General features: G+C 65.6%; 28 protein-coding genes. 11 read left to right on the top strand and 17 right to left on the bottom strand.

The genetic code is table 11. The features are described 5' to 3' along the window. Positions 1–77 precede the first annotated feature (77 nt). From copM to NLI89_RS12045, 13 genes are all read right to left on the bottom strand, one after another. Complete coding sequence (gene copM, locus NLI89_RS12105) at positions 78–548, bottom strand: CopM family metallochaperone (protein ID WP_236559362.1); 471 nt, start codon at positions 546–548, stop codon at positions 78–80. Continuing rightward, complete coding sequence (locus tag NLI89_RS12100) at positions 545–1,231, bottom strand: ZIP family metal transporter (RefSeq protein ID WP_159513021.1); 687 nt, start codon at positions 1,229–1,231, stop codon at positions 545–547. Before NLI89_RS12100 ends, copM begins: the two co-directional genes overlap by 4 nt. Then, entirely contained in the window at positions 1,219–1,566 is a 348-nt protein-coding gene (locus NLI89_RS12095; RefSeq protein WP_159513020.1) for a hypothetical protein, read from the bottom strand. The genes NLI89_RS12100 and NLI89_RS12095 overlap by 13 nt, the downstream gene beginning before the upstream one ends. Positions 1,567–1,628: 62 nt before the next feature. Then, a complete protein-coding gene (fliE, locus tag NLI89_RS12090; protein WP_151989786.1) occupies positions 1,629–1,985 on the bottom strand; it encodes a flagellar hook-basal body complex protein FliE in 357 nt (118 codons plus the stop codon). A 59-nt stretch (positions 1,986–2,044) separates the two neighbouring features. Next, on the bottom strand, positions 2,045–4,528 hold the full coding sequence (locus NLI89_RS12085; RefSeq protein WP_151989787.1) for a heavy metal translocating P-type ATPase: 2,484 nt from the start codon (positions 4,526–4,528) through the stop codon (positions 2,045–2,047). After that, positions 4,521–5,138, bottom strand: coding sequence for a cation transporter (locus NLI89_RS12080; RefSeq protein WP_151989788.1), 618 nt, complete (start codon positions 5,136–5,138; stop codon positions 4,521–4,523). The genes NLI89_RS12085 and NLI89_RS12080 overlap by 8 nt, the downstream gene beginning before the upstream one ends. Then, complete coding sequence (locus NLI89_RS12075) at positions 5,135–5,512, bottom strand: hypothetical protein (RefSeq protein ID WP_254687257.1); 378 nt, start codon at positions 5,510–5,512, stop codon at positions 5,135–5,137. The genes NLI89_RS12080 and NLI89_RS12075 overlap by 4 nt, the downstream gene beginning before the upstream one ends. Further along, positions 5,509–5,997, bottom strand: a complete 489-nt coding sequence (locus tag NLI89_RS12070; RefSeq protein WP_151989790.1) for an SRPBCC domain-containing protein — start codon at positions 5,995–5,997, stop codon at positions 5,509–5,511. The genes NLI89_RS12075 and NLI89_RS12070 overlap by 4 nt, the downstream gene beginning before the upstream one ends. A 55-nt stretch (positions 5,998–6,052) precedes the next feature. After that, complete coding sequence (locus NLI89_RS12065) at positions 6,053–9,271, bottom strand: efflux RND transporter permease subunit (protein WP_151989791.1); 3,219 nt, start codon at positions 9,269–9,271, stop codon at positions 6,053–6,055. Positions 9,272–9,275: 4 nt separating this feature from the next. After that, positions 9,276–10,448: an efflux RND transporter periplasmic adaptor subunit gene (locus NLI89_RS12060; RefSeq protein ID WP_151989792.1), complete on the bottom strand. Its 1,173-nt coding sequence runs from the start codon at positions 10,446–10,448 to the stop codon at positions 9,276–9,278. Next, positions 10,445–11,758: a TolC family protein gene (locus NLI89_RS12055; protein ID WP_151989793.1), complete on the bottom strand. Its 1,314-nt coding sequence runs from the start codon at positions 11,756–11,758 to the stop codon at positions 10,445–10,447. Before NLI89_RS12055 ends, NLI89_RS12060 begins: the two co-directional genes overlap by 4 nt. Before the next feature lie 57 nt (positions 11,759–11,815). Then, positions 11,816–12,148 (bottom strand): hypothetical protein, encoded by a 333-nt coding sequence (locus NLI89_RS12050; protein WP_151989794.1) that lies wholly within the window; start codon positions 12,146–12,148, stop codon positions 11,816–11,818. Between the two features lie 32 nt (positions 12,149–12,180). Next, entirely contained in the window at positions 12,181–12,831 is a 651-nt protein-coding gene (locus tag NLI89_RS12045; protein ID WP_151989795.1) for a cation transporter, read from the bottom strand. Positions 12,832–12,901: 70 nt separating this feature from the next. On the opposite strand from NLI89_RS12045, the gene NLI89_RS12040 reads away from it, so the two are divergent. Next, positions 12,902–13,294 carry a MerR family transcriptional regulator gene (locus NLI89_RS12040; protein ID WP_151989796.1) on the top strand — a complete coding sequence of 131 codons (393 nt, stop codon included), beginning with the start codon at positions 12,902–12,904 and terminating at the stop codon, positions 13,292–13,294. A gap of 320 nt (positions 13,295–13,614) precedes the next feature. Here the strand turns inward: NLI89_RS12040 and NLI89_RS12035 are convergent, their stop codons facing one another. After that, the gene (locus NLI89_RS12035; RefSeq protein WP_151989797.1) at positions 13,615–13,998 is read right to left on the bottom strand and encodes a MerR family DNA-binding protein; all 384 of its coding nucleotides are present in this window, start codon (positions 13,996–13,998) and stop codon (positions 13,615–13,617) included. Next, a complete protein-coding gene (locus NLI89_RS12030) occupies positions 13,995–16,256 on the bottom strand; it encodes a heavy metal translocating P-type ATPase (protein WP_234422476.1) in 2,262 nt (753 codons plus the stop codon). The genes NLI89_RS12035 and NLI89_RS12030 overlap by 4 nt, the downstream gene beginning before the upstream one ends. Positions 16,257–16,670: 414 nt before the next feature. Between NLI89_RS12030 and NLI89_RS12025 the strand changes: the two genes are divergently transcribed. Beyond that, positions 16,671–17,003: a four-helix bundle copper-binding protein gene (locus NLI89_RS12025; protein ID WP_145147227.1), complete on the top strand. Its 333-nt coding sequence runs from the start codon at positions 16,671–16,673 to the stop codon at positions 17,001–17,003. A 34-nt stretch (positions 17,004–17,037) separates the two neighbouring features. Here the strand turns inward: NLI89_RS12025 and copD are convergent, their stop codons facing one another. After that, the gene (gene copD / locus NLI89_RS12020) at positions 17,038–17,967 is read right to left on the bottom strand and encodes a copper homeostasis membrane protein CopD (protein ID WP_151989798.1); all 930 of its coding nucleotides are present in this window, start codon (positions 17,965–17,967) and stop codon (positions 17,038–17,040) included. Between the two features lie 2 nt (positions 17,968–17,969). Then, positions 17,970–18,341 (bottom strand): copper homeostasis periplasmic binding protein CopC, encoded by a 372-nt coding sequence (gene copC, locus NLI89_RS12015; protein WP_151989799.1) that lies wholly within the window; start codon positions 18,339–18,341, stop codon positions 17,970–17,972. A gap of 119 nt (positions 18,342–18,460) precedes the next feature. On the opposite strand from copC, the gene NLI89_RS12010 reads away from it, so the two are divergent. From NLI89_RS12010 to NLI89_RS11970, 9 genes are all read left to right on the top strand, one after another. Beyond that, positions 18,461–18,733 carry a hypothetical protein gene (locus NLI89_RS12010; protein WP_151989800.1) on the top strand — a complete coding sequence of 91 codons (273 nt, stop codon included), beginning with the start codon at positions 18,461–18,463 and terminating at the stop codon, positions 18,731–18,733. After that, positions 18,730–19,170, top strand: a complete 441-nt coding sequence (locus NLI89_RS12005) for a periplasmic heavy metal sensor (RefSeq protein ID WP_151989801.1) — start codon at positions 18,730–18,732, stop codon at positions 19,168–19,170. Before NLI89_RS12010 ends, NLI89_RS12005 begins: the two co-directional genes overlap by 4 nt. After that, complete coding sequence (locus tag NLI89_RS12000; RefSeq protein ID WP_151989802.1) at positions 19,167–19,760, top strand: RNA polymerase sigma factor; 594 nt, start codon at positions 19,167–19,169, stop codon at positions 19,758–19,760. Before NLI89_RS12005 ends, NLI89_RS12000 begins: the two co-directional genes overlap by 4 nt. Before the next feature lie 46 nt (positions 19,761–19,806). Further along, positions 19,807–21,783: a copper resistance system multicopper oxidase gene (locus NLI89_RS11995; protein WP_151989803.1), complete on the top strand. Its 1,977-nt coding sequence runs from the start codon at positions 19,807–19,809 to the stop codon at positions 21,781–21,783. A gap of 65 nt (positions 21,784–21,848) precedes the next feature. Beyond that, complete coding sequence (locus NLI89_RS11990) at positions 21,849–22,997, top strand: copper resistance protein B (protein WP_151989818.1); 1,149 nt, start codon at positions 21,849–21,851, stop codon at positions 22,995–22,997. Continuing rightward, positions 22,988–23,743 carry a PepSY domain-containing protein gene (locus NLI89_RS11985; protein ID WP_151989819.1) on the top strand — a complete coding sequence of 252 codons (756 nt, stop codon included), beginning with the start codon at positions 22,988–22,990 and terminating at the stop codon, positions 23,741–23,743. The genes NLI89_RS11990 and NLI89_RS11985 overlap by 10 nt, the downstream gene beginning before the upstream one ends. Then, positions 23,740–24,333 carry a DUF305 domain-containing protein gene (locus tag NLI89_RS11980; RefSeq protein WP_409349185.1) on the top strand — a complete coding sequence of 198 codons (594 nt, stop codon included), beginning with the start codon at positions 23,740–23,742 and terminating at the stop codon, positions 24,331–24,333. The genes NLI89_RS11985 and NLI89_RS11980 overlap by 4 nt, the downstream gene beginning before the upstream one ends. A gap of 81 nt (positions 24,334–24,414) precedes the next feature. Then, positions 24,415–24,789, top strand: coding sequence for a DUF305 domain-containing protein (locus NLI89_RS11975; RefSeq protein ID WP_151989804.1), 375 nt, complete (start codon positions 24,415–24,417; stop codon positions 24,787–24,789). 58 nt (positions 24,790–24,847) lie between these two features. Further along, positions 24,848–25,294, top strand: a complete 447-nt coding sequence (locus NLI89_RS11970) for a DUF411 domain-containing protein (RefSeq protein ID WP_151989805.1) — start codon at positions 24,848–24,850, stop codon at positions 25,292–25,294. Positions 25,295–25,319: the final 25 nt, after the last annotated feature.

Genomic DNA, 25,319 nt, shown 5'->3' with positions numbered 1-25,319 from the left:
CACCCGCCCCATCTGAGCCCGAGCGGGCATGGGGCACAGGGGTAGTGCAGCATCATCGGAATGACTGCGAGACATCATCAGGAGCCCTTTCTGGCAGCTCGACGCTCGGCAAGCCAAGCCCGCATCGTCGTGATCTCGGCCTGTTGCGTTCGGATCACCTCCTCCGCCATTTCCCGAATTTTCGGATCGGTGCCGTTGGCGATCTCGGCACGCGCCATCTCCACTGCACCTTCGTGATGCGGGATCATGCCGCGCAGGAAGTCGGTGTCCGGATCGCCGGTCGATGGCATGACCATGCTTGTCTTATCGTGCGCAGGGTTCGCCCCGTGGATCGCGTCCTTGGCATGCTGCACGTTCGATCCATGGATCGCATCGGTCGGACCGGATTCATTCGACGTGAATTGGTACGAAGGCTTCTCGGCCGAACACGCGGACAGGGCCGCAGCCACGCCCAAAATAAGCCATTGTGCCTTGATTATCGACATTTCATTCCCCTTGCTGGATCGATCGCGGCGCACGTCGGCGCCGTTTGAGGTCAGGCTCGTCACATCGCGATTTCCTCAATGAGGAGGAGCGAGAGGAAGCCGACGAAGAACATTGCGCTGATGAGCGGCGTGTCTGGCTTCTCGTGTGCTTCGGCCAACAGCTCTTCGGTGACGAGAAACAGGAGCGCCATGAGGCCGAAGCACAGGAAGCCCGCCACTACCGGAGGTGACAGGCCAGCGACAGGGATCGCCAGCAATGCGCCGATCGGCAGCAGCAGCGCGAGCGCCGTCACGGTGAGGATGATCTTGAGTTTTGAGGTAATGGATTCGGCGAGTTCCGTCGTCAGCGTTACACCTAGGAACAGCACCTCCAGCGTGAGCGCGACGGTGAGCAGGGCGCCCGCCTTGGCACCGGCGACGAACGCAAGGCCCAGCACCAGCCCGTCGACGACGATGTCGATCCCGACCGCCGATATCAGCGTGACCGGTCCCGCGGCGCGGGCTTCGTACGCCTTGAGCCCCAGCATGACCGCGACCCCCGCTGAGCCGCCGATAAAGGTTGCCAGCGGCGAGCCAGCATGCAGCACTTGGGGCAGGATTTCGGTTGCCGCAGCGGCGAACACGACACCGGCGGCGAGGTGCTGCATCGCGGATACAAAGGCGTCGCCGGGCCGACGCCATATCGCAAAGATGCCGCCTAGGATCACGGCAAGCACCGGAATGATCGTATAGGTCAGCGCCAGCATGATTTTCCCCTGAACGACAGATGCTCGTTGATGCCTTGCTTGCCGATCCGCTCGAGATGGAGCCGATCTTGGCCGATCATGACCGTAAGCCGTCCATCGGCAGTCCGGACCTGCGCGCGTGGCACAGTCAGTTGCTCACGATCTTCCCGCGTCGCACCGATGAGGTCGACGACGAAGGTATTGGCACTCAGACCGGTCACGATCGACGTTCTATCTTCACAGGTGAAGACATGCATCTGCATCTCGGAACCGGCCGACAACGTGTTGTGCGTATCGGCGTCGTCATCCTGCCGAACGGGCGAGCAGGCGCCCGCCAGCACGACGATCAAAGCCATGACCGCCCGCCAACCCCACACGCTCTTCGGCTTGGCCGTATGCGCAGGCGCAGGGAACTGAGTCATCCAAGGGGCATGCTCATAATGTCCTTGTAGGCTGACAGGAGCTTGTTCCTGACCTGAAGCGTCGCCTCGAAGGACACCGAAGCGCGGTTCTGCATCAGCGCCACGGTGGCGATATCGGTGGTCTCGCCACGCTCGTAGCGGTCGGTAGCGACGTCCTCGGCCTCCTGTGCCGCGTTCACCTTGCCGACGATGCCCTTCAGGGTGTCCCCAAACGTCGCCGGCGCGTCGGTCCGCGGCACGGTCGAAACCGCCCCAGGTGTCGTGGCTGGTGGCGTCAGGCGGTTGAGCGTCTGACTGCGCGCAAGGATCTGCGCACGGACGGCAAGGACACCGGACACGGTGGGATCGGACATCACGAACACTCCTTTCTAACCTGCGGAGACCGCATGCGATGGATGCGGTCTCCTGGGCATCAGGCGGTCTGCGTCGTGGCGAACCGATCGCGATAGGCGAGCAGACGCAACGCGTTTACGACCACGAGCAACGTCGACCCTTCGTGCATGGCGACGGCCGCTCCGATCCCGAGACCGAAGATCGTCGCAGGGACCAGGATCGCCACCACGCCCAAGCTGACAAAGACGTTCTGCCGGATGATCGATCGGGTCTGTCGCGACAGGCCGACCGCGAACGGCAGATGGGCCAGATCGTCCGCCATCAGCGCTACATCGGCGGTCTCCAGCGCTACGTCTGACCCCGCCGCGCCCATCGCGATCCCAACGGTCGCATTGGCCATCGCGGGTGCGTCGTTTACGCCGTCGCCGACCATCGCGACCTTGCCGTCACCGCGCAGCTTCTTGATCGCCTCGACCTTGTCTTCCGGCATCAGGTCGCCCCACGCTTCGTCGATGCCGACCTCGCGCGCAATCGCATCCGCGACCGCTTGATTATCGCCCGAGATCATAATCATACGGGTGATGCCGAGGGTGCGCAGCGTCGCCAGTGTCGCCTTGGCGGCAGTCCGCGGCGTGTCCATCAGCCCGATGACCCCCAGATCCACCTCGCCGCGTCGCACGACCATCGTCGTCCGCCCGCCCGCACGGAGCCGTTCGACTGCGGCCATCGTTTCATCGGTCAATGCGGCGATGCCGTCCTTGCCGAACATCTCGGCCTTGCCGATCGTTACCGGATCGCCCTCCAGCGTCGCGCGGACGCCGCGGCCGGTCAGGCTTTCCAGATCGCTCGCCTGTGGCAACGCGGCGTCGTTCAGGCGTGTCCTGCCGTCCTTGACGATCGCCGCGGCGAGAGGGTGATCGCTCAGGGCCTCCACGGCGACGGCCGTCGTGAGCAGCCGGTCCTCGGCGATGCCCGTCATCGCGACGACATCGGTGATTTTGGGCTGGCCTTCTGTTAGCGTGCCGGTCTTGTCGAAGGCGATGGCGGTCAACGAACCGAGGTTCTCCAGCGGCCCACCGCCCTTCACCAGCACACCCCCGCGCGCGGCGCGGGCGACACCCGACAGGACTGCGCTTGGTGTCGCGATCGCCAGCGCGCACGGGCTAGCGGCGACGAGGACCGCCATCGAGCGGTAGAAGCTGTCGCGGAAGGGTTCGTCGACGACGACCCAGGCGAACAGCAGCAGGACGGCGAGGCCCAGCACGACGGGCACGAACACCCGTTCGAACCGATCGGTCATACGCTGCGTCGGCGACTTCTGCGTCTCGGCCTCGCTGACCATCTTCACGACTTTGGCGAGCGCGCTGTCAGTCGATAGGCGCGTGACCTCGATCTCGATCGCGCCGCTGCCGTTGATTGTGCCGGCGAACACGCGACTGGCGGCGTCGACGCGGTCGGGATTGGCCCGCGCCTGGTCCGTATCGGTGACTGCGGTCTTGTCGACCGGGATACTTTCGCCCGTCACTGGCGCCTGGTTGATGCTGCTCGAACCCAGCGTCAGGAATCCGTCGGCAGGCAACCGTGCATTTGGTTTGACCACGACAATGTCGCCGACCACCAGCGTGTCGACGGATATCTCGCTGATCTTGCCTTCGCGGCGGACGAGGGCGGTTTTCGGTGCCAGCTCGGCCAGAGCCTCCATCGCCCGCTTGGCGCGACCCATCGCATAATGTTCGAGCGCGTGGCCGAAGCTGAACAGGAACAGCAGCAGCGCGCCTTCCGCCCAGGCGCCCAGCGCGGCTGCGCCCGCCGCGGCGACCAGCATCAGTGTGTCGATCTCGAACCGGCGCATCCGCAGATTATCGATCGCTTCGCGGACGGTAAAGAAACCGCCCAGCACATAGGCGGTCAGGTAGCAGGCGAGCGGCAGCCACGATGGCGCCCCGGCGACCAGCTTCTCGATCGCGAAGCCGATGCCGAGAACGGCACCGCAGCCCAATGCGAAGAACAGCTCGGTATTCGGCCCCAGGATGCCGCCATGATTGTGGTTATGCCCCTCCTTGCCGTGATCGTGCTCGCCGGGGCCATGGTCATGGCCGGCGTGATCGTCGCTAGCGGCCTGCGGGACGGCTGCTTCGCGCTCGACGACGGTGCCGCGGATCGTAGATTCGTCGGTCTGTTCCCGGTCGAACTCGACCCGCACCCGGCCACTTGCAGCAACCTCGGCCTCCAGAACGCCGGACACAGCCTTCAATCGATCGCTAAGGGTGCGGGCGCGCCGCTGATGCATCGTGCCGATGTCGAATACGGCATGGCCGTAGCGCTCACCTATCTGCGCGCCCGCGCCGGTCGCGACCTCGCGAATACGGGATAGCGGGAGCTGGTCCGGATCGTAATGGATGCACAGTTGCGCCGGCGCCTCGCCACTGGCGGGGACGACGTGCGCTTCGCTGACGCCCTCGCGGTCCGCCAGCCGTTGAACAAGCCGCGCGACGCAGGCGTCAGCCGCATCCGGGACGTCGGGCAGGACGACGGCGAGGTCGAGCCTGGTCTTCTCAGCCATTCTGATTGTCCTTGTTTTTGCGCGCGTCCTGTTTCGCGTCACGCAGGATCTTGATGCCGCCCCACAACTGGATTGCGGCTGTCGCCAGCCCGACCACGAGGTCCGGCCAGTTCACGCCCAACCACATGACAAGGACGCCAGCGACGACGATCCCGCCGTTCGAGATGAAGTCGTTGAGGCTGAAGGTCGTCGCCGCGCGCAGGTTGACGTCCTTGTTCTCCAGCTTTTGCAGGAGGCGCAGACACAGATAATTGATGATGCCAGCGACAATCGACATGCCGATCATAGTCGGGCCGATCGGATCGCTGCCCTGGGTAAAACGCCGCGCGACATCGATGAGGACCGCGACCGCGAACAGGAGCAGCATGATGCCGGACACCCTGGCCGCAGCTTGCTTCCAGCGTGCGCCGCGGCTCAACGCAACAAGGCTGAGCCCATATACCGCGGCATCGGAGCCGTTATCGAGGCCATTGGCGATCAGCGCACTGGAATCACCGAACAGTCCTGTGGCGACGAACGCCAGTGCAAGCCCGGCATTGAGGATCAGGACGATCCAGAGCGTACGTCGCTGGCGATCCGTCCCGCTGGTTTTAGATACAAGATTGCTCATAGGCTTGTCGCTTTCTCACAAAGCACGGGGCGTTTGCCGGGTGCCTCGATCTTGATCTGGTTGCCCGAGAATGTCGCGCTTTCCGCATCGCCGACATACTGGAGACCTTGCAACGGCGCGGTTAGAACGACCGAAGGTGCATTCGCATCGCGCCGTAACTCGACTGTGAGCCCTTGATCCTTGAAGTCGACCAGAAGCGTCTGGTTATCGTCGCATCGATAGGGGTGACGGCCGGGTGTCCTGCTGGTCACCGCAGTGTCCGCAGCGTGGATCTCCTGCTCGGTCGGTGGACCCTTCCGGGGCTCCTCGGAACAGCCTGCCAACACCAGCACGATGCCCATGCCAAAACCCAAGCCAAGATGATGCATCGTCATCGCTGCCTCCGTGCCCCAGTGCGCGCAGGTCCAGTCCGGCTATTGGAAACCGGCACCGCCGACAGGCGCCGAAGCTGGCGATCGAGGCACCTGTCCGACTGCACGAGGCTTGCTTGAAGCCTGCGGCGCATCAGTGCCCAGAGCGGACGACCCAAGATGCCTGAGAAGCGCAGGCTATGGCGCAGGCGGGTTCCAGCGGGATCGCTTTCCAGCGCGTAAGATTCCTCGAACAGCAAGAACCTGGCGACGCCCGCCGTCCATGCGAACGCCAGCGGCTTATCGACGCGGATGATATCCGCCTTGGCCGTCACCGGCTTGTCGAGTCCGCCGATGCGGAACGTGTAGTTGGCATCACCGCCGCAGACCGCGGCACCGGAAAGCTGGATGAACGGCTTCCACTGCGGGTGGCCGGCGAAGTCCGTGAGGACCGTCCAGACACGCAGCGGGGATACGGAGAGTGTCGTTACATTGTCGATCGTCGTCATGAGCGAGCCCCCTTTCTTGAGGCGTGGGGGAGGGCACGACCGCCCTCCCCCACGATCATGCGGGTTGCGGGAGCGGTGAGGTATCGTCCGTGTCGTCGACCTTGACCGCCTGCTGCCCGAAGCGGGCGTAGAGCGTCGGCAGCACGAACAGCGTCAGCAGGGTCGCCGAGATCAGCCCGCCGATGACGACGGTTGCGAGCGGCTTTTGCACTTCCGCGCCGGCCCCGCTCGCGAACGCCATCGGCACGAAGCCGAGACTTGCGACGAGCGCGGTCATGACGACGGGGCGTAATCGCTGAAGGGCACCCGTATGCGCCGCTTCGGCGCGGTCCATGCCGGAACGGATCAGGTCCTGCACCGAACTGACCATGACAAGTCCGTTGAGGACCGCGATGCCCGACAGCGCGATGAACCCCACCGCGGCCGAGATCGAGAAGTCCATGCCGCGCAGGAAGAGCAACAGGACGCCGCCCACCAGCGCGAACGGCACCCCTGTAAACACGATCGCCGCATCGCGCACCGATCCCAATGCCCCGTAGAGCAGGAACAAGATCAGCACGAAGCAAGCCGGCACCACGAGCTGGAGCCGCTGGCTGGCTGACTCCAGATTCTCGAACTGCCCGCCCCATTCGAGGTAACTGCCCGCCGGCAGGCGTACCCCACTCGACACGGCGGCCTGTGCATCCGCCACCACGCTGCCGACATCGCGCCCGCGCACGTTTGCCTGGACGACGACACGGCGCTTGCCGTTCTCGCGGCTGATCTGGTTGGGCCCGTCGACGACGCCGATATCGGCGACGCTGGACAGCGGCACGTAACCACCGCCGGCTACAGGCACCTGCACCTGTTCGAGAAGCCCCAGATTGGCGCGCTCTGCATCGGACAGACGGATGACGACCGGGAAACGCCGGTCGCCCTCGAAGATCATGCCGGACTCGCGTCCTCCGAGCGTGGCGGTGATGGTGTCCTGCACGTCCTGGGCAGTGACGCCGACCCGCGCCATCGCGTCACGATTCACCCGAATGTCGAGCATCGGGAGCCCCGTCGTCTGTTCGACCTTCACGTCCGCCGCGCCTTGCGTCTTGCGCAGGACGCCGGCGATCTGTTCGGCAGTGCGGTTCATACTGGCGAAGTCGTCGCCGAACACCTTGACCGCGATATCGCCGCGCACGCCGGCGATCAGCTCGTTGAACCGCATCTGGATCGGCTGCGTGATCTCGTAGGCGTTGCCGGGAAACTGCGCGAGCTTGGTCTCCAGCCGCTCGACCAGCGCGGCTTTCTCCAGCTTGGGATCGGGCCATTCGTCATGCGGCTTCAGGATGACGAACATATCGGTCGCGTTGGGCGGCATCGGGTCCGAGGCCAGCTCGGCGGTGCCCGTCTTCGAGAAGACGAACCGCACCTCGGGCTGTTTCGACACCATTCGTTCGATCGGCACCTGCATCGCCTGGCTTTGCTGCACCGACGTCGCCGGAATGCGCAGCGCCTGGATCAATAAGTCGCCCTCGTCGAGCTGGGGGAGGAACACCTGCCCGAGCGTCGTGAAGGCGAGCGCCGCCAGTACGAGGCTGACCACGCCGGCACCGATGGTGATCGACGGCCGCTTCATCGCCTTTTCCAGACCCGGTTCGTAGCGCTTCTTCAGCCACGAGATGATCCGCCCGTCCTCCTCGTTGACCTTCCGCGACAGCCAGATGGCAATCGCCGCAGGTACGAAGGTCAGCGACAGAACAAAGGCAAAGAGCAGCGCGATGATGACGGTCAGCGCCATCGGCACGAACGTCTTGCCTTCCACGCCGGTCAGCGTGAGCAAAGGCACGTACACGAGGATGATGATCGCCTGCCCATATACGGACGGCCGGATCATCTCTCGCGCTGCGGTCGCGACCGCATCCAGCCGCTCCTTGACGCTTAGCAGCCGGCCTTCGTGATGCTGTTTTTCGGCAAGACGCCGCAGGGCATTCTCGACGATGATGACCGCGCCGTCGACGATCAGCCCGAAGTCGAGCGCACCCAGACTCATGAGGTTTGCTGACACCCCGAGCCGAAGCATACCGAACCCGGTGAGCATCATCGTGACCGGGATGACCGCGGCAGCTATTAGCGCCGCACGGAAGTTGCCGAGCAGCAGGAACAGCACGACGATGACGAGCAGCGCGCCTTCGGAGAGGTTCTTGGCGACCGTTTTGATCGTCGAATTGACCAGCGCGGTACGATCCAGCACCGGCTGCACCACCACATCAGGTGGCAGCGAGGCGTTGATAGTTTTCAACCGGTCGGCGACCGCGGTCGCCACGTTGCGGCTGTTCTGGCCGATCCGCATGATCGCGGTGCCGACGACGACTTCGGTGCCGTTCTCCGACGCCGAGCCCATCCGGATCGCCTGCCCCGTGCGGACGTTGGCGACTTGGTCAAGAGTAATGGGGATACCGTCACGGGTGGCAACGACGGTGCGCGCCAATTGGTTCGCATTGCGCACCAGCGCGTCCGACCGGACCGCCAATCCTTCACCGTTGCGATTGACGAACCCCCCTCCGACGCTGGTGTTGTTCTTTTCAAGCGCGGTGCCAAGATCTGTCAGTGTAATCTTGAGCGACGCCAGTTTCTGCACGTCGGGGACGACAAGATATTGCTTGGCGTAGCCACCGATCGAATCGATGCCCGCCACGCCGGGTACGTTCTTGAGCAGAGGCGTGACGATCCAGTCCTGCGCGGTCCGCAGATAGGTCGCCTTATCTTCAGGCGTAGTCAGCCGCTCGCCTTCCGGTGTGATATAGCTGCCGTCAGGTTGCTGCCCCGGCTCGCCAGCGCGGTGCTTGTCGTCCTTTCGGTGTTCCAGCCGGACAGTCCACATATAGACCTCGCCCAACCCGGTCGCGATCGGCCCCATCTCTGGGTTCACGCCATCGGGCAGGCTTTCCGCGACGCCCTGCAACCGTTCGCCGACCTGTTGGCGGGCGAAATAGATGTCGGTGGATTCGTCGAAGACCGCGGTGATCTGCGCGAAGCCGTTGCGGCTGAGTGAGCGGGTATTGTCGAGGCCGGGGATGCCGGCGAGCGCGGTTTCGATCGGGAACGACACCTGCTTCTCGACCAGCTCGGGCGAGAGCGCGGGCGCGCGAACGTTGATTTGCACCTGATTGTTGGTGATGTCCGGCACCGCGTCGATCGGTAGCCGGGAGAGCGAAAAGGCGCCGATGACGGCGACGATGGCGGTGAGGAGCAGGACGAGCCAGCGCTTCTCAACCGCCCAATTGACGATGCGAGCGATCATGACATCAATCCTCGTGCGCCGCTTCGCCCTTGCCGAGTTCGGCCTTGAGCGTGAAGCTGCCGGTGGTGGCGATCTGCTCCTGGCCGGTCAGGCCCGAGCGGATGATGACGGTATCGCCGGCCGCGTCGCCGAGCGTGACCGGGGTCGACTGGAACCCCTTGGCCGTACGGACGAAAACGACTGATTTGCCTTCGACCGTCTGCACTGCCGTCGTCGGCACGCGGACCGCATTGCTGCCTCCGCTACCGCTGAGTTGGACCGCAGCGGTGACGGGCTCGCCGACGCGCCACTGACCGCCACCATTGTCGAGCGTCGCGATGACCGGCACCTGCCGTGTCTGCGGATCGAGGGCTGGCGACACGAAACTGATTCGAGCGCTCGCCTGCCGCCCCGGCGCCGTCACGGTAACAATATTACCTGGCTTCACCCGGCCGGCATCTTCTGGCCTGAGGTTGAGCGCCAGCGACACCCGGCTGAGATTGGCGATGCGATAGAGTTCGCTGTCTGCTGCGACCGTCTGCCCTAGCACGACCGGTCGGGCGATGACCTGACCGCCGATCGGCGCGACGATGCCGAGCCGGTTGAGCCCGCCCCCGCCCCCGCCCGCTGCCGACACCTGGCTCTGCGCCTGCCGGTAGGCGATACGTGCTTCGATTGCCGCGGTGCGCGCGGCGATCAAATCCTGCTCGGGCGACACGCGCTGCGCGAACAGCCGCTGCTCGCGGCTGAGATTGGAGTTGGCAAGCGCGAGCCGGGCACGCGATGCCTCGACCTCACCCTTGAGCTGTGCGGCCTCGCGGCTTTCGATGACGGCGATCGTCTGCCCGCGCCCGACCGATTGGCCGAGGTTGCGCGTGAGTGCCACGACACGCCCGCCGATTGCGGCCGAAACGACCTGCGTCCCCTGCGGGTCGCCCTCAATCGTCGCCGGCAGTTCGATCGTCCCCGCACCGCCCGTGAGCGGGCGACCGATCTGGACGCCCGCCGCGGTGATCTGGTCCGCCGAGAGCGTTACCGCACCCTCATCGGCATGGGCGGCTTCGTTACCGCCGGCTTCGGCACCTGCGCTGGTTTCGTTTCCGGCAGTCTCGTTGCCGCCTTCGGAGCTGCTGCCACAGGCCGCGAGCAACAGGGCAAGGCCGAACGGCAGAACGCCGCCCGTCAGGATGGTCTTCATCGGTCGGTTCCCCCGGTGTTGGTGGTCGGCGCAGGCGCGGTCAGCCGCTCCAATCGCGCACGGGCATTCTGATAGTTGGCGAGCGCGTCGATCGCGGCGACGCGCGTCTCGGCGAGCGTGCGTTCGGCATCGAGGAGATCCAGCTGGCCGAACTTGCCCTCGCGGTAGCCGATCCGCGCGATCCGCGCGGCCTCTGCTGCTGCTGCCAGCGCCGGCCCGACCGCAGCGCGCGCGGTCGTTGCCGCATTGGCGGCTTCGGCTTGCGCGTCGGTGATCGCCTGCTCGACGTCGAGCGCGGTTACGCGCCGCACCGCTTCGGCGCGCGTCCGCTCCGCCGTCGCCTGCGCGATGGCGGCGCGGCCGTTGTTGAAGAGCGGGATCGGGATCGAGATCGCGAACACCGCGGCGGTATCGTTCGTCGCTTCCAGCCGTCGGAGCGCCGGTCCGACGTTGATGTCGGGTACGCGGTTGGCGCGCGCGAGCCTGATGCCGGCATCGGCGATGGCAAGATCGGCATCCGCCGCCGCCAGCGCCAGCGTGCCGGCAGTCTGTAGCGGTGCTGCAGGGCCGAAGGTCGCCGGCGGCAACCGGTCGAGCAAGCCTGCGTCGAGCGTGCCGTCGATCGGACGGCCGAGCCGCCGCGCGAGATTGGTCCGTGCCGCCTCGGCGAGCCGGGTCAGCCGCTCGACATTGGCATCGGCATTGATACGCGCGACATCGGCGCGCTGTTGCTCCAGCGGCGACGCTCGCCCCGCCTGGACGCGCACCGCAGCCCCCCGCAGCACTTCGGCCGCGATCCGTGCCTGGTCGCGCGCCGTCACCAGCCGGCGTTCGGCCGCGATTGCCTCGACATAGAGCTGTGTGACCTGGACGCGGATATCGGCCGCGACGATCGCGCTCTGGAGTTGCGCACGTGATATTTGCGCGTCGGCAACAGCAACGCGGGCACCGCGCTTGCCGCCAAGCTCGATCGGGATCGCGACCCCCACCGTCGTCTCCGCGCTCCGCACGCCCCGATAAGGACCGGAGCCGACGACGTTCTCGACCTGCCCTTGGAAGACGGGGTTCGGCCGGAGCCCGGCCACCGTGCGGGCCGCCTGCGCCGCCTCGACCGATGCAGTAGCAGCGGCACCCGATGGCGCTGCTCCGCCCGCGGCAGACACCGCCTGATCGAGCGAGAAGCCGGGGAGCGGTTGCGCCGCGGTCGGCGTTTCAGACGGGGTGGCCGCCTGCGGCGCCGCCTCCTGTTGCGCCTGCGCTATCGATGCGCAGGACGCCGCGGCCAGCATGGCCGCGAGCATTGTTTTCATGAAATATCGATCCTGACAGAACACGTCGGGCCGGCAGATGCCGGCGAGCGGGTGTCGTCAGGCGGCCGGGGGCCTCAGCGCGGGATCGACGAGATGCGACGCGATGGCACTGGCGGGTGCGGGGAACGGATGCAGACCGTCAGCGCATGCCATCAACGGCAGCGCGTTGCTCGCTGGCAGGTTCAGTAACTGTCCGTGGCAGGTGGCATGGTGGTGCGGCACCGCCTTGTCGGCATCGCCTTGCGATTGATCGGCGTCGCCGTCGCTATGCACTGTGCCGCTGCACTCGATAGTCACCGGCCCTGCAACCTCGCGCGCGTGCACGGTCGCCGTCATCACCAGGGACGACGCAATCATGACGAGCAAAAGGGACCAGAGCCTGCGCAGCATTTCAGGCCGTCTAGTCGAAATACGTCCGAGTGTCATCGCAAGACTTCCGGTGCTACCGGCCGGGTCTCTCGCCATGCCGGGATCGCTTCGGCGAGAACACGCCACGCTGACCGCAGGAAGATGAGCGCGATGACGCCGCCCACCGCGATATCGGGCCATGCCGCGCCGGTCATGGCGATAAACCCGGCCGCAATAAGTACGCCGACGTTTGACGCCACGTCGTTGCGCGAGCACTCGAACGTGCTGGACATATTCACGTTCTCCGACCGGAATCGCCACAGCATCGCGAGGCAGGTCAGGTTGGCGACGAGCGCGGCACCGCCGAACGCCAGCATTAGTGAAGACGAGGGCGAAACGCCGTTGACCACCTTGTCGACGATCTCGAATACGACCGCGATGCCAAACATGAGGATGATGCCGCCCTTGGCCAGTGCCGCCCCGGCTTCCCAGCGGGGGCCGCGGCTCAACGCATAGAGGCTGAGTGCATAGACCACGGCATCGCCGAGCATGTCGACTGAGTCCGCCATCAGTGCGGACGACCGCGCGAACACCCCCCCGCCGAACTCGGCAACGAACATAACGAAGTTGATAACCATGACGGCGATCAGCACGCGTCGTTGATCGGTCTTACGGCCGAACTGCGCGATCGTGTCGCCTTTCCTGGAACAGCAGTCGTCCGCCATGATGCACTCGATTCGTGTGTCGGACCCCCCATATGCACCCTCATGTCACTAGAGGGTCAAGGGCTCATCCATGAAGATCGGCGATATTGCGAAGCGCACCGGGCTGAAGGTCGAGACCGTCCGCTTTTACGAGGGTGAGGGTTTGATCGCTGCACCGCGTCGGAGCGGGGGCAATTACCGCCTTTACGATGAGTCGCACCTTGATCGCCTGACGTTCATCAAGCGCTCGCGCGACTTGGGCTTTACGCTCGATCAGGTGCGTGACCTGCTCCGCCTGGCGGACGATCCGCGCGGATCGTGCGATGCAGTTGACGAGATGGCGGTGCTGCACATCGCAGAGATCGACCACAAACTCGCCGGCCTACAGACGCTGCGTGAAGAGATCGTCAAATGGGGGCGCTGCGACGCCACAACGATCGCCGAATGCCGGTTGATCGACGCGTTATCTTCACGGCTACCTTGAGCATTGGCTCGACAATGTCATCCAAAGTAAATTCGTTCGCCCCGCTCGAGTCGGTTCAACGAGAAGCCGGAAATGATCGGAAGAACCATAAGGATAAATTGAGGTGACCACCCGGCGCGGCGCGCCTTGGACGAGGAGGACGACGCCGAACTTCGGCGGCGTGTGGCTGGGAAGCAGACCATTAGCCAGATTGTCCGCGAGTTGGGTCGCACGATGGACACAATCCGCGGTCGTGTGGCGACTTTGCGGATCACGCTTCGCTTTTCGCAACGCCCGTGGCGGGACGGCGTTGCTCGTCGCGCCAGCGAGTAGGCGCGACCCTATGCTTCCATACGGCGAAGGATCGGGCAGTCCGGTCGATCATCTCCGTGGCAGCGGTTCACCAGGTCCAGCAGCGTCGATCGCATAGCTTCGAGCGTAGCCGCCTTACGCCCAAGTTCATCGGCGCGCGCCTGGGCGAGCATCTTTACTTCGCTGCTCGAACGGCTGCGATCCGACCAGAGGCCGAGGAGTGTGCGGATCTCCTCGATCGGGAACCCCAGATCGCGCGCATTGGCAATGAAGCGCAGCCGGTGAACATCGGCCTCTGAATAATCCCGGTAGCTCCCGCGCCGAGGCGGCGCAGGCACGAGGCCGATTTTCTCATAGTGGCGGATCATGCGCTGAGAGACGCCGCTGGCGTCCGACGCCGTTCCGATGTTCACAACTTCACCGCGTTGAGCCGCAGCGCGTTCAGAACGACAGTGAAAGACGAGAGCGCCATCGCCGCACCGGCTAGCATCGGCGAGAGCAGAATGCCGGCGACGGGATAAAGCACCCCCGCCGCGACCGGCACGCCGATGCCGTTGAACAGGAACGAGAAGAACAGGTTCTGGCGGATATTGCGCATCGTTGCGTGGGCGAGCTTGCGCGCCCGCACGATCGCCGACAGATCGCCGCGCGTGAGCGTCATGCCGGCGCTTTCGATCGCGACGTCTGTTCCCGTGCCCATCGCCAGACCCACGTCCGCAGCGGCAAGCGCCGGGGCGTCATTGATACCGTCGCCGGCCATCGCGACCTTGGCGCCGCTTGCCTTCAACTCGCCTATGATGCGCGCTTTGTCTTCCGGCCGCAGATCGGCGCGTACGTCATCGAGACCGCCTACCGCGCGCGCGACCGCATCCGCGGTCCCACGATTGTCGCCGGTGAGCATGACGACGCGCAATCCCTCTTTGCGCAGCGCGGCAATGGCGTCGCGCGCCGATGCCCGCACCGGATCGGCGACCGCCAGCAAGCCAGCGAGCGCCCCATCGATCGAGACCAGGATGACACCCGCGCCTTCGCTACGATGGCGATCAGCCGCGGCATCGACCGGCTTGGGATCAGCGCCGATCCGGCTCATTTGCGCGGCATTGCCGATGACGACCGAGCGGCCGTCGACCGTGGCGCTGACACCCAGGCCGGTTTGCGAGGCGAAGTCCGCTACCTTGCCGAGCTGCAATGCCCGCTCTTTGGCGGCAACGACGATCGCGTGAGCGAGCGGGTGTTCGGATTGCCCTTCGACGGCCGCGGCAAGCGCGAGCATGTCGTTTTCCGCGACTGCGCCGACCGTCTCGAACGCGACCAGCTTAGGCTTGCCTTCCGTGAGCGTGCCCGTCTTGTCGATGACGAGCGTATCGACCTTCTCTAGCCCCTGTAAGGCTTCCGCATTCTTGACAAGCACCCCGGCTGTCGCGCCGCGCCCGGTGCCGACCATGATCGACATGGGTGTGGCGAGCCCGAGCGCGCACGGACAGGCGATGACCAGCACGGCGATAGCGTTGAGCAGGGCATGGCCCATGCGCGGCTCAGGGCCGACTAGCGACCATACCACGAACGTCACCACCGAGATCAGCACGACCAGCGGCACGAACCATCCCGACACCCGATCGGCGACCGCCTGAATCGGGGCGCGGCTGCGCTGCGCTTCGGCGACCATGCGGACGATCCGCGCCAGCATCGTATCCGCGCCGACGGCGCGGGCTTCCATAATCAGGCTACCCGTGCCGTTGACGGTGCCCCCCGTGACGGCCGCCTCAACTTCCTTGAGGACCGGTGCAGGCTCGCCGGTGAGCATGGATTCATCGACCGACGAACGGCCTTCGACCACCACGCCATCGACCGGAATCGCTTCGCCGGGACGGACCCGCAGCCGATCGCCAGCGGCGACGTCGGCAAGACCGACCTCTTCCTCGGAGCCGTCAGTCCGCAGCCGCCGAGCTGTCTTGGGAGCGAGATCCAGGAGGGCTCGGATCGCGCGCCCGGTTGCCGCCCTGGCGCGCAGCTCGAGCACTTGCCCGAGCAGCACCAGCGTCACCACGACGCCGGCCGCCTCGTAATAGACCGGAACCATCCCACCGTGCATCCGGAACGTCGCAGGGAACAGGCCTGGCGCGAGCGTCGCGACCACGCTGTAGAGGAAGGCCGCGCCGACCCCGATTGCGATCAGCGTGAACATATTGAGATGGCGGGTCCGGATCGAGGTCCACCCTCGCTCGAAAAACGGCAAGCCCGCCCACAGCACGATCGGTGCGGTTAGCGCGAGCTGGACCCACGGCGAGACCGTGGGGCTGACGACATTGATGCCGAGCATCTCGGCAAACATCGAAACGACGAGGAGCGGGATCGTCAGTGCGCCGGCCACCCACAGCCGGCGTGTAAAATCGACCAGCTCGGGGTTGGGTGTGTCGTCGAGCGATGGTTCTTCGGGCTCGAGCGCCATGCCACAGATAGGGCACGTGCCCGGCCCCTCTTGGCGGACTTGCGGGTGCATCGGGCACGTCCACATCGCGCCCGGCGTCGCTGTTGGCTCAGCTTTTGGCTTATCGCCGAGATAGGCGTTCGGATCAGCCACGAACTTGGTCCGGCACCCGGCGCTGCAAAAATGATATTCATGGCCGGCGTGCTCGGCATGGTGCGCCGTTTTCGCCGGATCGACCGTCATGCCGCACACCGGGTCCGTTGCCTTGGTCGCGTCGCCGGGCACCTTGGGTCCCGAACAGCAGCCACCCATTTTGCCGGCCTGCTCGACTGGCACTGACGCGGTAGAGGCCCCAGAGCAGCATGAAGCGGGCGCGGCAGCCGGCTCGGCTGACTTTGCTGAGCAGCCGCAACCCCCGGTATGGGCATGAGAATGAGGATCGTTCATGGCGTAACTCCTTCGACCCGAAGGCATGTAGGGTCTGACACCGTGTCAGGGTCAAGGCCGATCGAGCTTAACCCGCGACAGTGCGCCCAAGCCGCCTAATATGAGCTACGCGGCCGAAGGCGTTGCCCCTCGAAAAGGGCCAAGCAGGCGAGGGAAAATGCGATCTGGCGCGTATCCCCTTTAAGGCGGGGATAAGACGGAGAATGACTGATGCATCAGATGGACCCGGCGATGAAGGCGTGCATGGACGCCTGCCACGAATGCCATATCACCTGTCTTTATATGGCGATGAACCACTGCCTTGAGGCAGGTGGGAAGCACGCCGAGCCGCAGCACATGAAAATTATGGCCGATTGCGCGCAGATTTGCGCAGTCGCGATCGACTTCATGGCCCGCAAGTCCGAACACCATCGTCATATCTGCCGCGAGTGCGCCGAGATTTGCCGGGCGTGCGCGGCGAGTTGCGAAGGGCTCGCCGGCATGGAGGATTGCGTCGCGGCCTGTAACCGTTGCGCCGAGGAATGCGAGAAGATGGCCGCCTGAGCGGCGAGGCGGGCGGCATTAGGCCGCCCGCCCCTCACATCGCCGAAGCGGGCGGTTCGAGTGTTCCCAGCCATGCGACGAGCGCCAGGATCGCCACCGCGCAGCTCGCCTCAACTGCGAGGCTGCGCCGCAGGCCGCGAAGCGCGCCATGATGATCGACCGCGGTGATCGAGCGCTCGAACGCCGGCGTAAGCCGAAAGCGGTTGAACGACGCAAGCGTGAGCATCGCGCCGAAGAGGACGAGCTTGGCGATCAGAAGCTGGCCGTAGACCGTAGCGGCGAGGTTCGGCAGATTGGCAACGCCGACCAGCAACCAGGCATTGACGATCCCGGTGACGGCAATCGTGCCGACCATTATCGTGCCCACCAAGCCAAACCCGTGCAGTGCGCGGTGCGTCAGGGTCAGATGGGCGGCGTCGACGCGACCGGCCGGCCGAGCGACGAGAAGCACGAGCCCGAGCAGGGCTCCGGCCCAGGCCCCGCCAGCGAGCAGGTGGAGAATGTCCGCGCCCAGATGCACCCAGCCGACTGCGCCCTCGTCCATCGCGCCGTGCCCTGCCCAAGCAAGCGTGGCGAGCGCCACGCCCGCAGCGAACGCCACTAGGCCGAGCAGAGCCGCGCGACCGGCCGCCACGAGGGCCGCGATCGAGGCCACCACGAGCGCAGCCACGCGCGCTTCCCACGCGGTGCCCGTCGCGGACCCGGAGAGGAGCATCCCGACCGCCTCCTGATCGACCGGCCAGAGCGGCGCCCCGGCCATCGCAGCCGCGAGCAGCGCGAGGCCGATCCCGGAGAACAGGAGGCCGAGCAGGCCGCTTCCGACGAGCCAGGGCCGCAGTGCGAGCGCATCGGCGCGCTCGCGGGCCTTGAGGCCATAGAGACTGAAAGCCGACAGGCCGAACAGCCCGCTCAGTGTCGCATAGAGCGCGAAGCGGACCGCGATCAGCGGCCAGTCGGTGTCCACCGTTACTTGACCGCGAAGGCGAAGTTGCCGGCCACCCGGTGCGTGTCGCCGGAAACCACGTGCCACGCGACGCTGTAGCGGCCCGGTGCGAGCGGCCCCTTGGGCGTGACGACGAGCGTGCGGCCATCCTCCGCGACCCCAGCCGCAGTCGCAACCTTCATAGGCGGGTGCGCGGTGCCCCGATGCGCGGTCATTATCAGATCCGCGCCCGAGAACTTCGGCATCAGCTTTTCGCTGAACCGAAGCGCGAGACGCGCGGGCTTGGCGACCGTCGCGTTCGGCGCCGGTGAGGCGGACAGCAACTTAGGGTGAGCCTGGGCGGCGCTGGCGAGCCCGAGAATGGCAAGGGCGGCAGGGACTAGGGCGCGACGCATGAGGTTACTCCGTGGTGTTCTGTCCATTCTACGCGGCGCAGGTGCGCACCCCTCACGCTAGCGATGAGGGATGATGGGCAGCGCTGCGTAACCAGTGTTAGAGGGGCGGAGTGGAAAACATGGATGATCTGGACAGAGCGTTGGCGAGGTTGGCGGGAGCACCTGTTCCGGCCGCTCTGGACGACGTCGAAGCACGTGTTCTCGCGCGCATTGGCACCCGGCCGGTCGTGCGGCAGGCCGGGCTCGGCATTGGTGTGGTGGCGGTCGCGGCATTGGCGATCGGCATGATCGGCGCCGAATTGCCGGCGACCGCGAGCCCCGCGGTGTCGCTCGCACCGCTCGGTGGGGCTTCGCCGCTCGCACCCTCAACTTTGCTGATCGGCGAGCCATGACCTCGACCAAGCGCGTCGTTCTGTGTGTCGTCCTCGCCTTTGTCGCGGCGATCGGGGGCGTGTTCGTCGGACGTGCGCTGTTGCCCCATCCCAAGCAGCCGGGTGCCGCGCTGCACGAGGTCCTGCACCACAAGCTCGCGCTCGATGCCGATCAGCAGGCAAAGCTGAAGGTTCTGGAGGACCGGTTCGCGGTGCAACGGCGCGCTCTCGAGCTGGAGTTGCGCGCGACCAATGCCCGGCTCGCCGAGGCGATCGAGGCCGAGCACGGCAACGGCCCGCGGGTCACGGCCGCGGTCGATCAGAGCCATGCCGCGATGGGCGAGCTGCAGAAGGCTACGTTGGCGCACATCTTCGCCATGCGGCAGCTTCTGCGAGCCGATCAGACCTCCCAATTCGATGCTGCGGTGGTGAAGGCGCTCACCGACGGCCAGGGGTGAGCCTCGATTGGACCACGCTGTCCGATGGCGAGCTGGCGACGCTCAGCATTGCCGGTCGGCAGGCCGCTTTTGCCGAAATCGTGCGGCGCTACCAACAGCCGGTGTTCCGGCTCGCGCGGGCTTGCGTCGGCGAACCGGACGAGGCGCTCGACCTGGTGCAGGAGACGTTCGTCGCCGCACACCAGGCTCTCCCGCGCTACGACGGACAGCGCGCCATGAAGGCGTGGCTTTCGACGATCGCGATCAACAAGTGCCGTGACTGGGCGCGAAAGCGCACGGTGCGCCGGTTCTTCTCCTTTGCGGTTCCCATCGATCGCCGCGCCGAAGCTGTGGTGGACGATCGGGTTGCGGTCGACGACGGCGCAGCCGACCGCCAGGAGTTGGACCGGGTGACAGGTGCCATTTCGACCCTGCCCATGAACCTCAAGGAAGCGCTGGTGCTGCGCACTATCGAAGGTTTAAGCCAAGCCGAAACCGCCGAGGTGTTGGGGATCAGCCAGAAGGCTGTCGAAACCCGCCTTTACCGTGCCCGTTCGCGCCTCCTCGAAAAGTTGAGCGCCGAACAAGGGATGGCCGCGCGGGACGCGTAGAAGGATTAAGACGGGCCGGTAGCGGCCCACCCTTCGAGGAGCTTTCATGTCGCGCGTTCTCGACCGCCGCCAAGTGCTGCGCGGTGCCACCCTAGCCGGAAGCGGCCTTGCATTGTCGGCCTACATGCCGGCGTGGGCGCAGCCAGTGTCCGCGGGGATCGCCAAGCCATTGCCGACCGTGTCGGGCGACGACATCACGCTGAAGGTCGCGCATCAGATGATGATGATCGACGGGCGGCAGAGCCATGCCATCGGCATCAACGGCACCGTACCCGCCCCGCTCATCCGCCTGCGCGAGGGGCAGAACGTGCGCCTCCACGTCGTGAACGAGCTGGACGAAGAGACGTCAATCCACTGGCACGGGCTGTTGGTGCCCTTCCAGATGGACGGTGTGCCCGGCATCAACTTCCCGGGCATCCCCGCGCGCTCGACCTTCACCTACGAGTTCCCGATCATCCAGAACGGCACCTACTGGTATCACAGCCACTCGGGGCTTCAGGAGCAAGAGGGACACTACGGCCCGATCCTGATCGACCCCAAGGACCCCGACCCGGTGCAGTTCGATCGCGAGCACGTCATCGTGCTGTCCGATCACAGCTTCCAACACCCGCACTACCTGTTCGACCGCCTCAAGAAGGAGTCGGGCTATTTCAACCGTCAGCGCCAGACCTTGGGCGGGCTGCTGGCCGGTAAGGATCAGCCGCTGAAAGAGCGGCTAATGTGGGGCAAGATGCGGATGGACCCCGCCGATGTCGCCGACGTGACCGCCTCGACCTACACCTATCTGGTTAACGGCCATGGCCCCAAGGACAATTGGACCGCTCTGTTCCGACCGGGTGAGCGGGTGCGGCTCCGCTTCATCAACGCATCGTCCATGACGACCTTCAACGTCCGCATCCCCGGCCTGCCGATGACGATCGTCGCGGCCGATGGGTTGAACGTGCGCCCGATCGAGATTGACGAGTTCCAATTCGGTCCGGCCGAGACTTATGACGCGGTCGTCACGCCGCCCGACATGCGCGCCTATACGCTGGTGGGCGAGAGCGTCGACCGGTCCGGCATGGCGCGCGCGACGCTCGCACCCCGCGAGGGCATGGCGGCCGAGGTCCCACCACTGCGCAAGCGCCCGCTCGCGACCATGAAGGACATGGGCATGGGCGGCCATGACATGAGCACCATGGATCACGGCTCCATGCAGGGCATGGGGAGCGGAGCAATGGGCGCGCAGGCTGGATCGATGGCGGGCATGGACCACAGCACGATGGGCCAGAGCGCGGGTGCCGGTTCGATGCAGGGCATGGACCATTCCCAGATGAACCATGGCGCGACCGGCGCTGCTGCCGGCGCCATGGCCGGGATGACCGCGCCGCAGGGTCAGAGCGGCGCGATGGCCGGAATGGATCACGGGTCGCGTGCCATGCCGGGCATGACGGATGGGCAGCCGATGGCCGGTATGGACATGGGCGGCATGAACATGCGCGACTTCTCGAAAGCCCCGAGCGTGAAGAAGGGACCAGGCGTCCAGACCATTTCGGCCATGCCCGTCGATCGCACCGGCGAGCCAGGTCAGGGACTGGAGAACGTCGGGCACCGCGTGCTCACCTATCGCGATCTGGTTGCGCTCGACCGCAATCCCGACACGCGGGCACCCGAGCGCGAGATCAAGCTCCACCTTACCGGCAACATGGAACGGTACATGTGGGGCTTCGATGGCGAGAAGCTGTCGGAGAGCCCCGATCCGATCACCCTGCTGCACGGCGAGCGGGTGCGCGTCACCCTCATCAACGACACGATGATGGGCCATCCGATTCATATCCACGGTCACTTCTTCGACCTGGTGACAGGGAAAGGCGCCTATGCGCCCCGGAAGCATACCGTGCTGGTCCAGCCAGGCGGCACGGTGAGCTGGGACGTGACAGGCGAGGAAGGCGATTGGGCGTTCCACTGCCACATGCTCTACCACATGCACGCAGGCATGATGCGCGTCGTCCAGGTCCGCAAGGCCGGGGAGGCGGCAGCGTGAACCGGTCGCTCCTTCTCGCCGGCCTCGCCTCGGCAGTCGTCGCCAGCCCCGTGTTCGGGCAGAGCATGGATCATTCCATGCACAACATGCCGGGGATGACCATGCCGGCAAAGCCCGCGGCCAAGGCGACTCCCACGCCCACACGGAAAGCAGCCGCGAAACCCGCGGCCAAGCGGAAGGCCCCTGTTCGGCGTGCGGCCCCCCGTCGTGCGCCGACCGCGCCGGCTCGGGCGGCCGATCCGCACGCCGGTCACGACATGAGCGGGATGCAGGGAATGAACATGGGCGGGCAGCAGGCCGCGCCCGCCCAGGACCCGCACGCCGGCCACGACATGTCCGCCATGCCCGGCATGGGCTCTCCGGCAGCAGCGGGGCAGGACCCGCATGCCGGGCATGACATGAGCGCGATGCCCGGTATGGCGATGGAGGGTAGTAGTCAGGCAGGCGCCAGGGTCGGGACCGACCTTCCTCCCGGCAACAAGCCCGCTCCCGCGCCGCCCGGCGATCATCTCGCCGATCGTGTCTGGGGGGCGGATGCCATGGCCAGCTCGCGAGAAAACGATCTGCGGCGCGAGCATGGCGGGATGACCTACTATCAGGTGCTCTTCAATCTCGCGGAGTATCAGGCCCGCAAGGGACGCGACGGCTACCGCTGGGATGGCGAAGCTTGGGTCGGAGGCGACATCAACCGGTTGTGGCTGAAGTCTGAGGGTGAAGGCAGCTTCGGCAAATCACTGGAAAGCGCCGAGGTGCAGGCGCTCTACAGCCACGCCCTCGATCCCTACTGGAACCTCCAGGCCGGCGTCCGCTACGACTTCAAGCCGAACCCGTCGCGCACCTATGCGACGATCGGGATCGAAGGCCTGGCTCCCTACCAATTCGAGGTCGAGGGCGCGCTGTTCCTCTCCGACAAGGGGGACGTGCTCGCCCGCGCCGAGGGCTATTACGACCAGCGCATCACCAACTACTTTGTTCTCCAGCCTAGGGTGGAGGCCAACTTTGCGGCCCAGGACGTGCGGGATAACGGGATCGGCTCCGGGCTGACGGACCTGGAGGCCGGTTTGCGGCTTCGCTACGAGGGCCGCCGTGAGTTCGCGCCCTATATCGGCGTGTCGTGGGAACGGCAGTTCGGCGACACCGCGCGCTTCTCGCGGGCGCGTGGCGACGACACGGGGGGCTTCAGCTTCGTCGCCGGCGTGAGGACCTGGTTCTGAGCCCGCGGCTCCGCCTCCACCTTGGAGCGAGCAAGATCCACCGCTGGCTTGCTCTCCTGATCGGCGCGCAGGCGATCGTCTGGTTCACCAGCGGCCTTGTGATGAGCCTGCTCCCCATCGACACCGTGCACGGCGATCATCGGATCGAACGGAACGCCGAGCCGGCGCTGTCGAGCACCCAAGGCTTCGCACCGTTGCCTGCCTTGCTCGCGTCGGTCGGAGCGCCGGTCCGACAGCTTCAGCACCGCATGCTGCTCGGGCGGCCGATCGTCGAGGCGCAGCTGGCGGATGGTCACATCCGTCTGCTGGACGCGCGCACGGCTGCGCCGCTCCCGCCACTGGATGCCAAGGCCGCAGGGACGATCGCTCAGAAGGCGTATCGAGGGAATGGTTTGCCCGCGCCCACCATCGAGCGGGTCGACCGACCCAGCACCGAGTATCGCGGGGCGTTGCCCGCTTGGCGTGCGACGTTCGCCGACAATGACGCCACCCGCATCTACGTAGCGGCCGAGACGGGACGGCTCACGTCGGTCCGGACAGGAACGTGGCGGCTGTACGATTTCTTCTGGGGTCTCCACATCATGGATTGGACGGAGCACGAGCGGTTCAACACGCCGTGGCTCAACGCTTTCGCCGCAGGCGGTCTCGTCTTTGCGGTATCCGGCGCAATCCTTCTCTTCATGCGCTGGCCGAGACGGGCGCGCCGCAAAGCCGGGGGGCATATGTCCAGACAGGGAGTCGCATGATGGATGACCACGAAGGCAAGATGAACATGGGGATGGGCTATGGTCGCTTCGCGGCAATGGTGGCGACCTCGACCGTTGTCATGTTCGGGCTGATGTACGTGAACGTCTATGCCCTCGGGCATATCGAATTCAGTCAGACACGGTTCTGGATGGCGTTCGTGATGGGCGCCACGATGGCGATCATCATGCTCCTCTTCATGTGGTCGATGTACAAGAACAAACGGACGAATGCCGCGATCATCGGGGGTAGCATCGTGGTGTTCGCGCTCGCGCTGTGGCTCGTCCGCAGTCAGGAGACGGTGGACGACGTGAGCTGGATGAAAGCCATGATCCCGCACCACTCGATCGCGATCCTGACGAGCGAGCGCGCTCACATCAAAGACCCCGAGGTTCGCAAGCTGGCGGACGGAATCATCGATGCTCAGGTTCGTGAGATCACGCAGATGAAGCGGGCCATTGCCAGGCTCGAGGCAAATCCTACGCCTGCGAATGCGCCCGACCTGCCCTCCTATCGTGACAAGCAGGTTCCCCCTCCCCCGCCTGAAACTGATGAGAGCGTCGGAGTTGATACCCTTCAGCCGATCCGCTGAATTCGATCACGGGCGTGAGGGATACGGTCCGCGCGCCCGTATCTCTCCTGTGGGCGGGGGCGTTTACCCAGGAGAGACACGATGAAGAAGATGACTGTTCTGGCCCTCGCGGCCGCGCTCGGCGCCGCTCCGGCCATCGCCCAGATGCAGGGCATGGATCATTCGGGCATGAACCACGGTCAGATGATGCAGCCGACGCCGGCGAACCCCTATCCGCCCTCTGAAATGCAGATGCATCAGAAGATGATGTCGGCCATGGGCGCCGATGCGACCGAGACCTGGGTCCGCAAAATGGTTGAGCATCATCGCGGCGGCATTGCCATGTCGCAGATAGTGTTGCGCGAAACCAAGGACGCAAAGGTCCGCCAGATGGCGACCAAGACGATCGCCGAGCAGAACAAGGAAGTCGGCGAGCTGAACGCCTGGCTGCGGGCGCACGGCAAGGCTGCACAGTGATCGGCCCCCGCCCCACCGCAGGGTTTGCCTGTGGTGGGGCGACCATCTAGGAACAGATATGACCCGCATCTGCCTTCTCGCCGCTGTTGCAGCGTTCGCCATGCCGGTTGCAGCCTTGGCTGCCGGGCCGGTGCTGATGCATCGCGATCCGGGCTGCCCATGTTGCGAGAAGTGGGCGCAGCAGGTGAAGGCTCAGTTCGGTCGCGCGGTCCGCGTCGTCGACGACGCGAACCGGCCCGCGTTCATGAAGGCCCGGGGCGTACCTGCGGACTTGGCCTCGTGCCACACGGCTATTATCGACGGCATAACGTTCGAGGGTCATGTGCCGATCGCCGATATGAAGCGGGCTCTGGCAACGCACCCGAAGGGTGTGACGGGGCTCGCGGTTGCCGGGATGCCGATGGGCTCGCCGGGCATGGAGATGCCGGGCATGACGGCCCAGCCCTACAACGTCGTTGCGTTCGGACCCGGTGGGCGGCGAGTATTCGCTCACCACGGCGGATAGTCGTTGACACCCGCACCCCCACGCC

The sequence above is a fragment of the Sphingomonas faeni genome, assembly GCF_024273235.1.
Lineage (GTDB): Bacteria > Pseudomonadota > Alphaproteobacteria > Sphingomonadales > Sphingomonadaceae > Sphingomonas > Sphingomonas faeni_A.
Note: the sequence above shows the minus strand (reverse complement) of the source record. Positions and strands in the feature narration are given on the sequence as shown.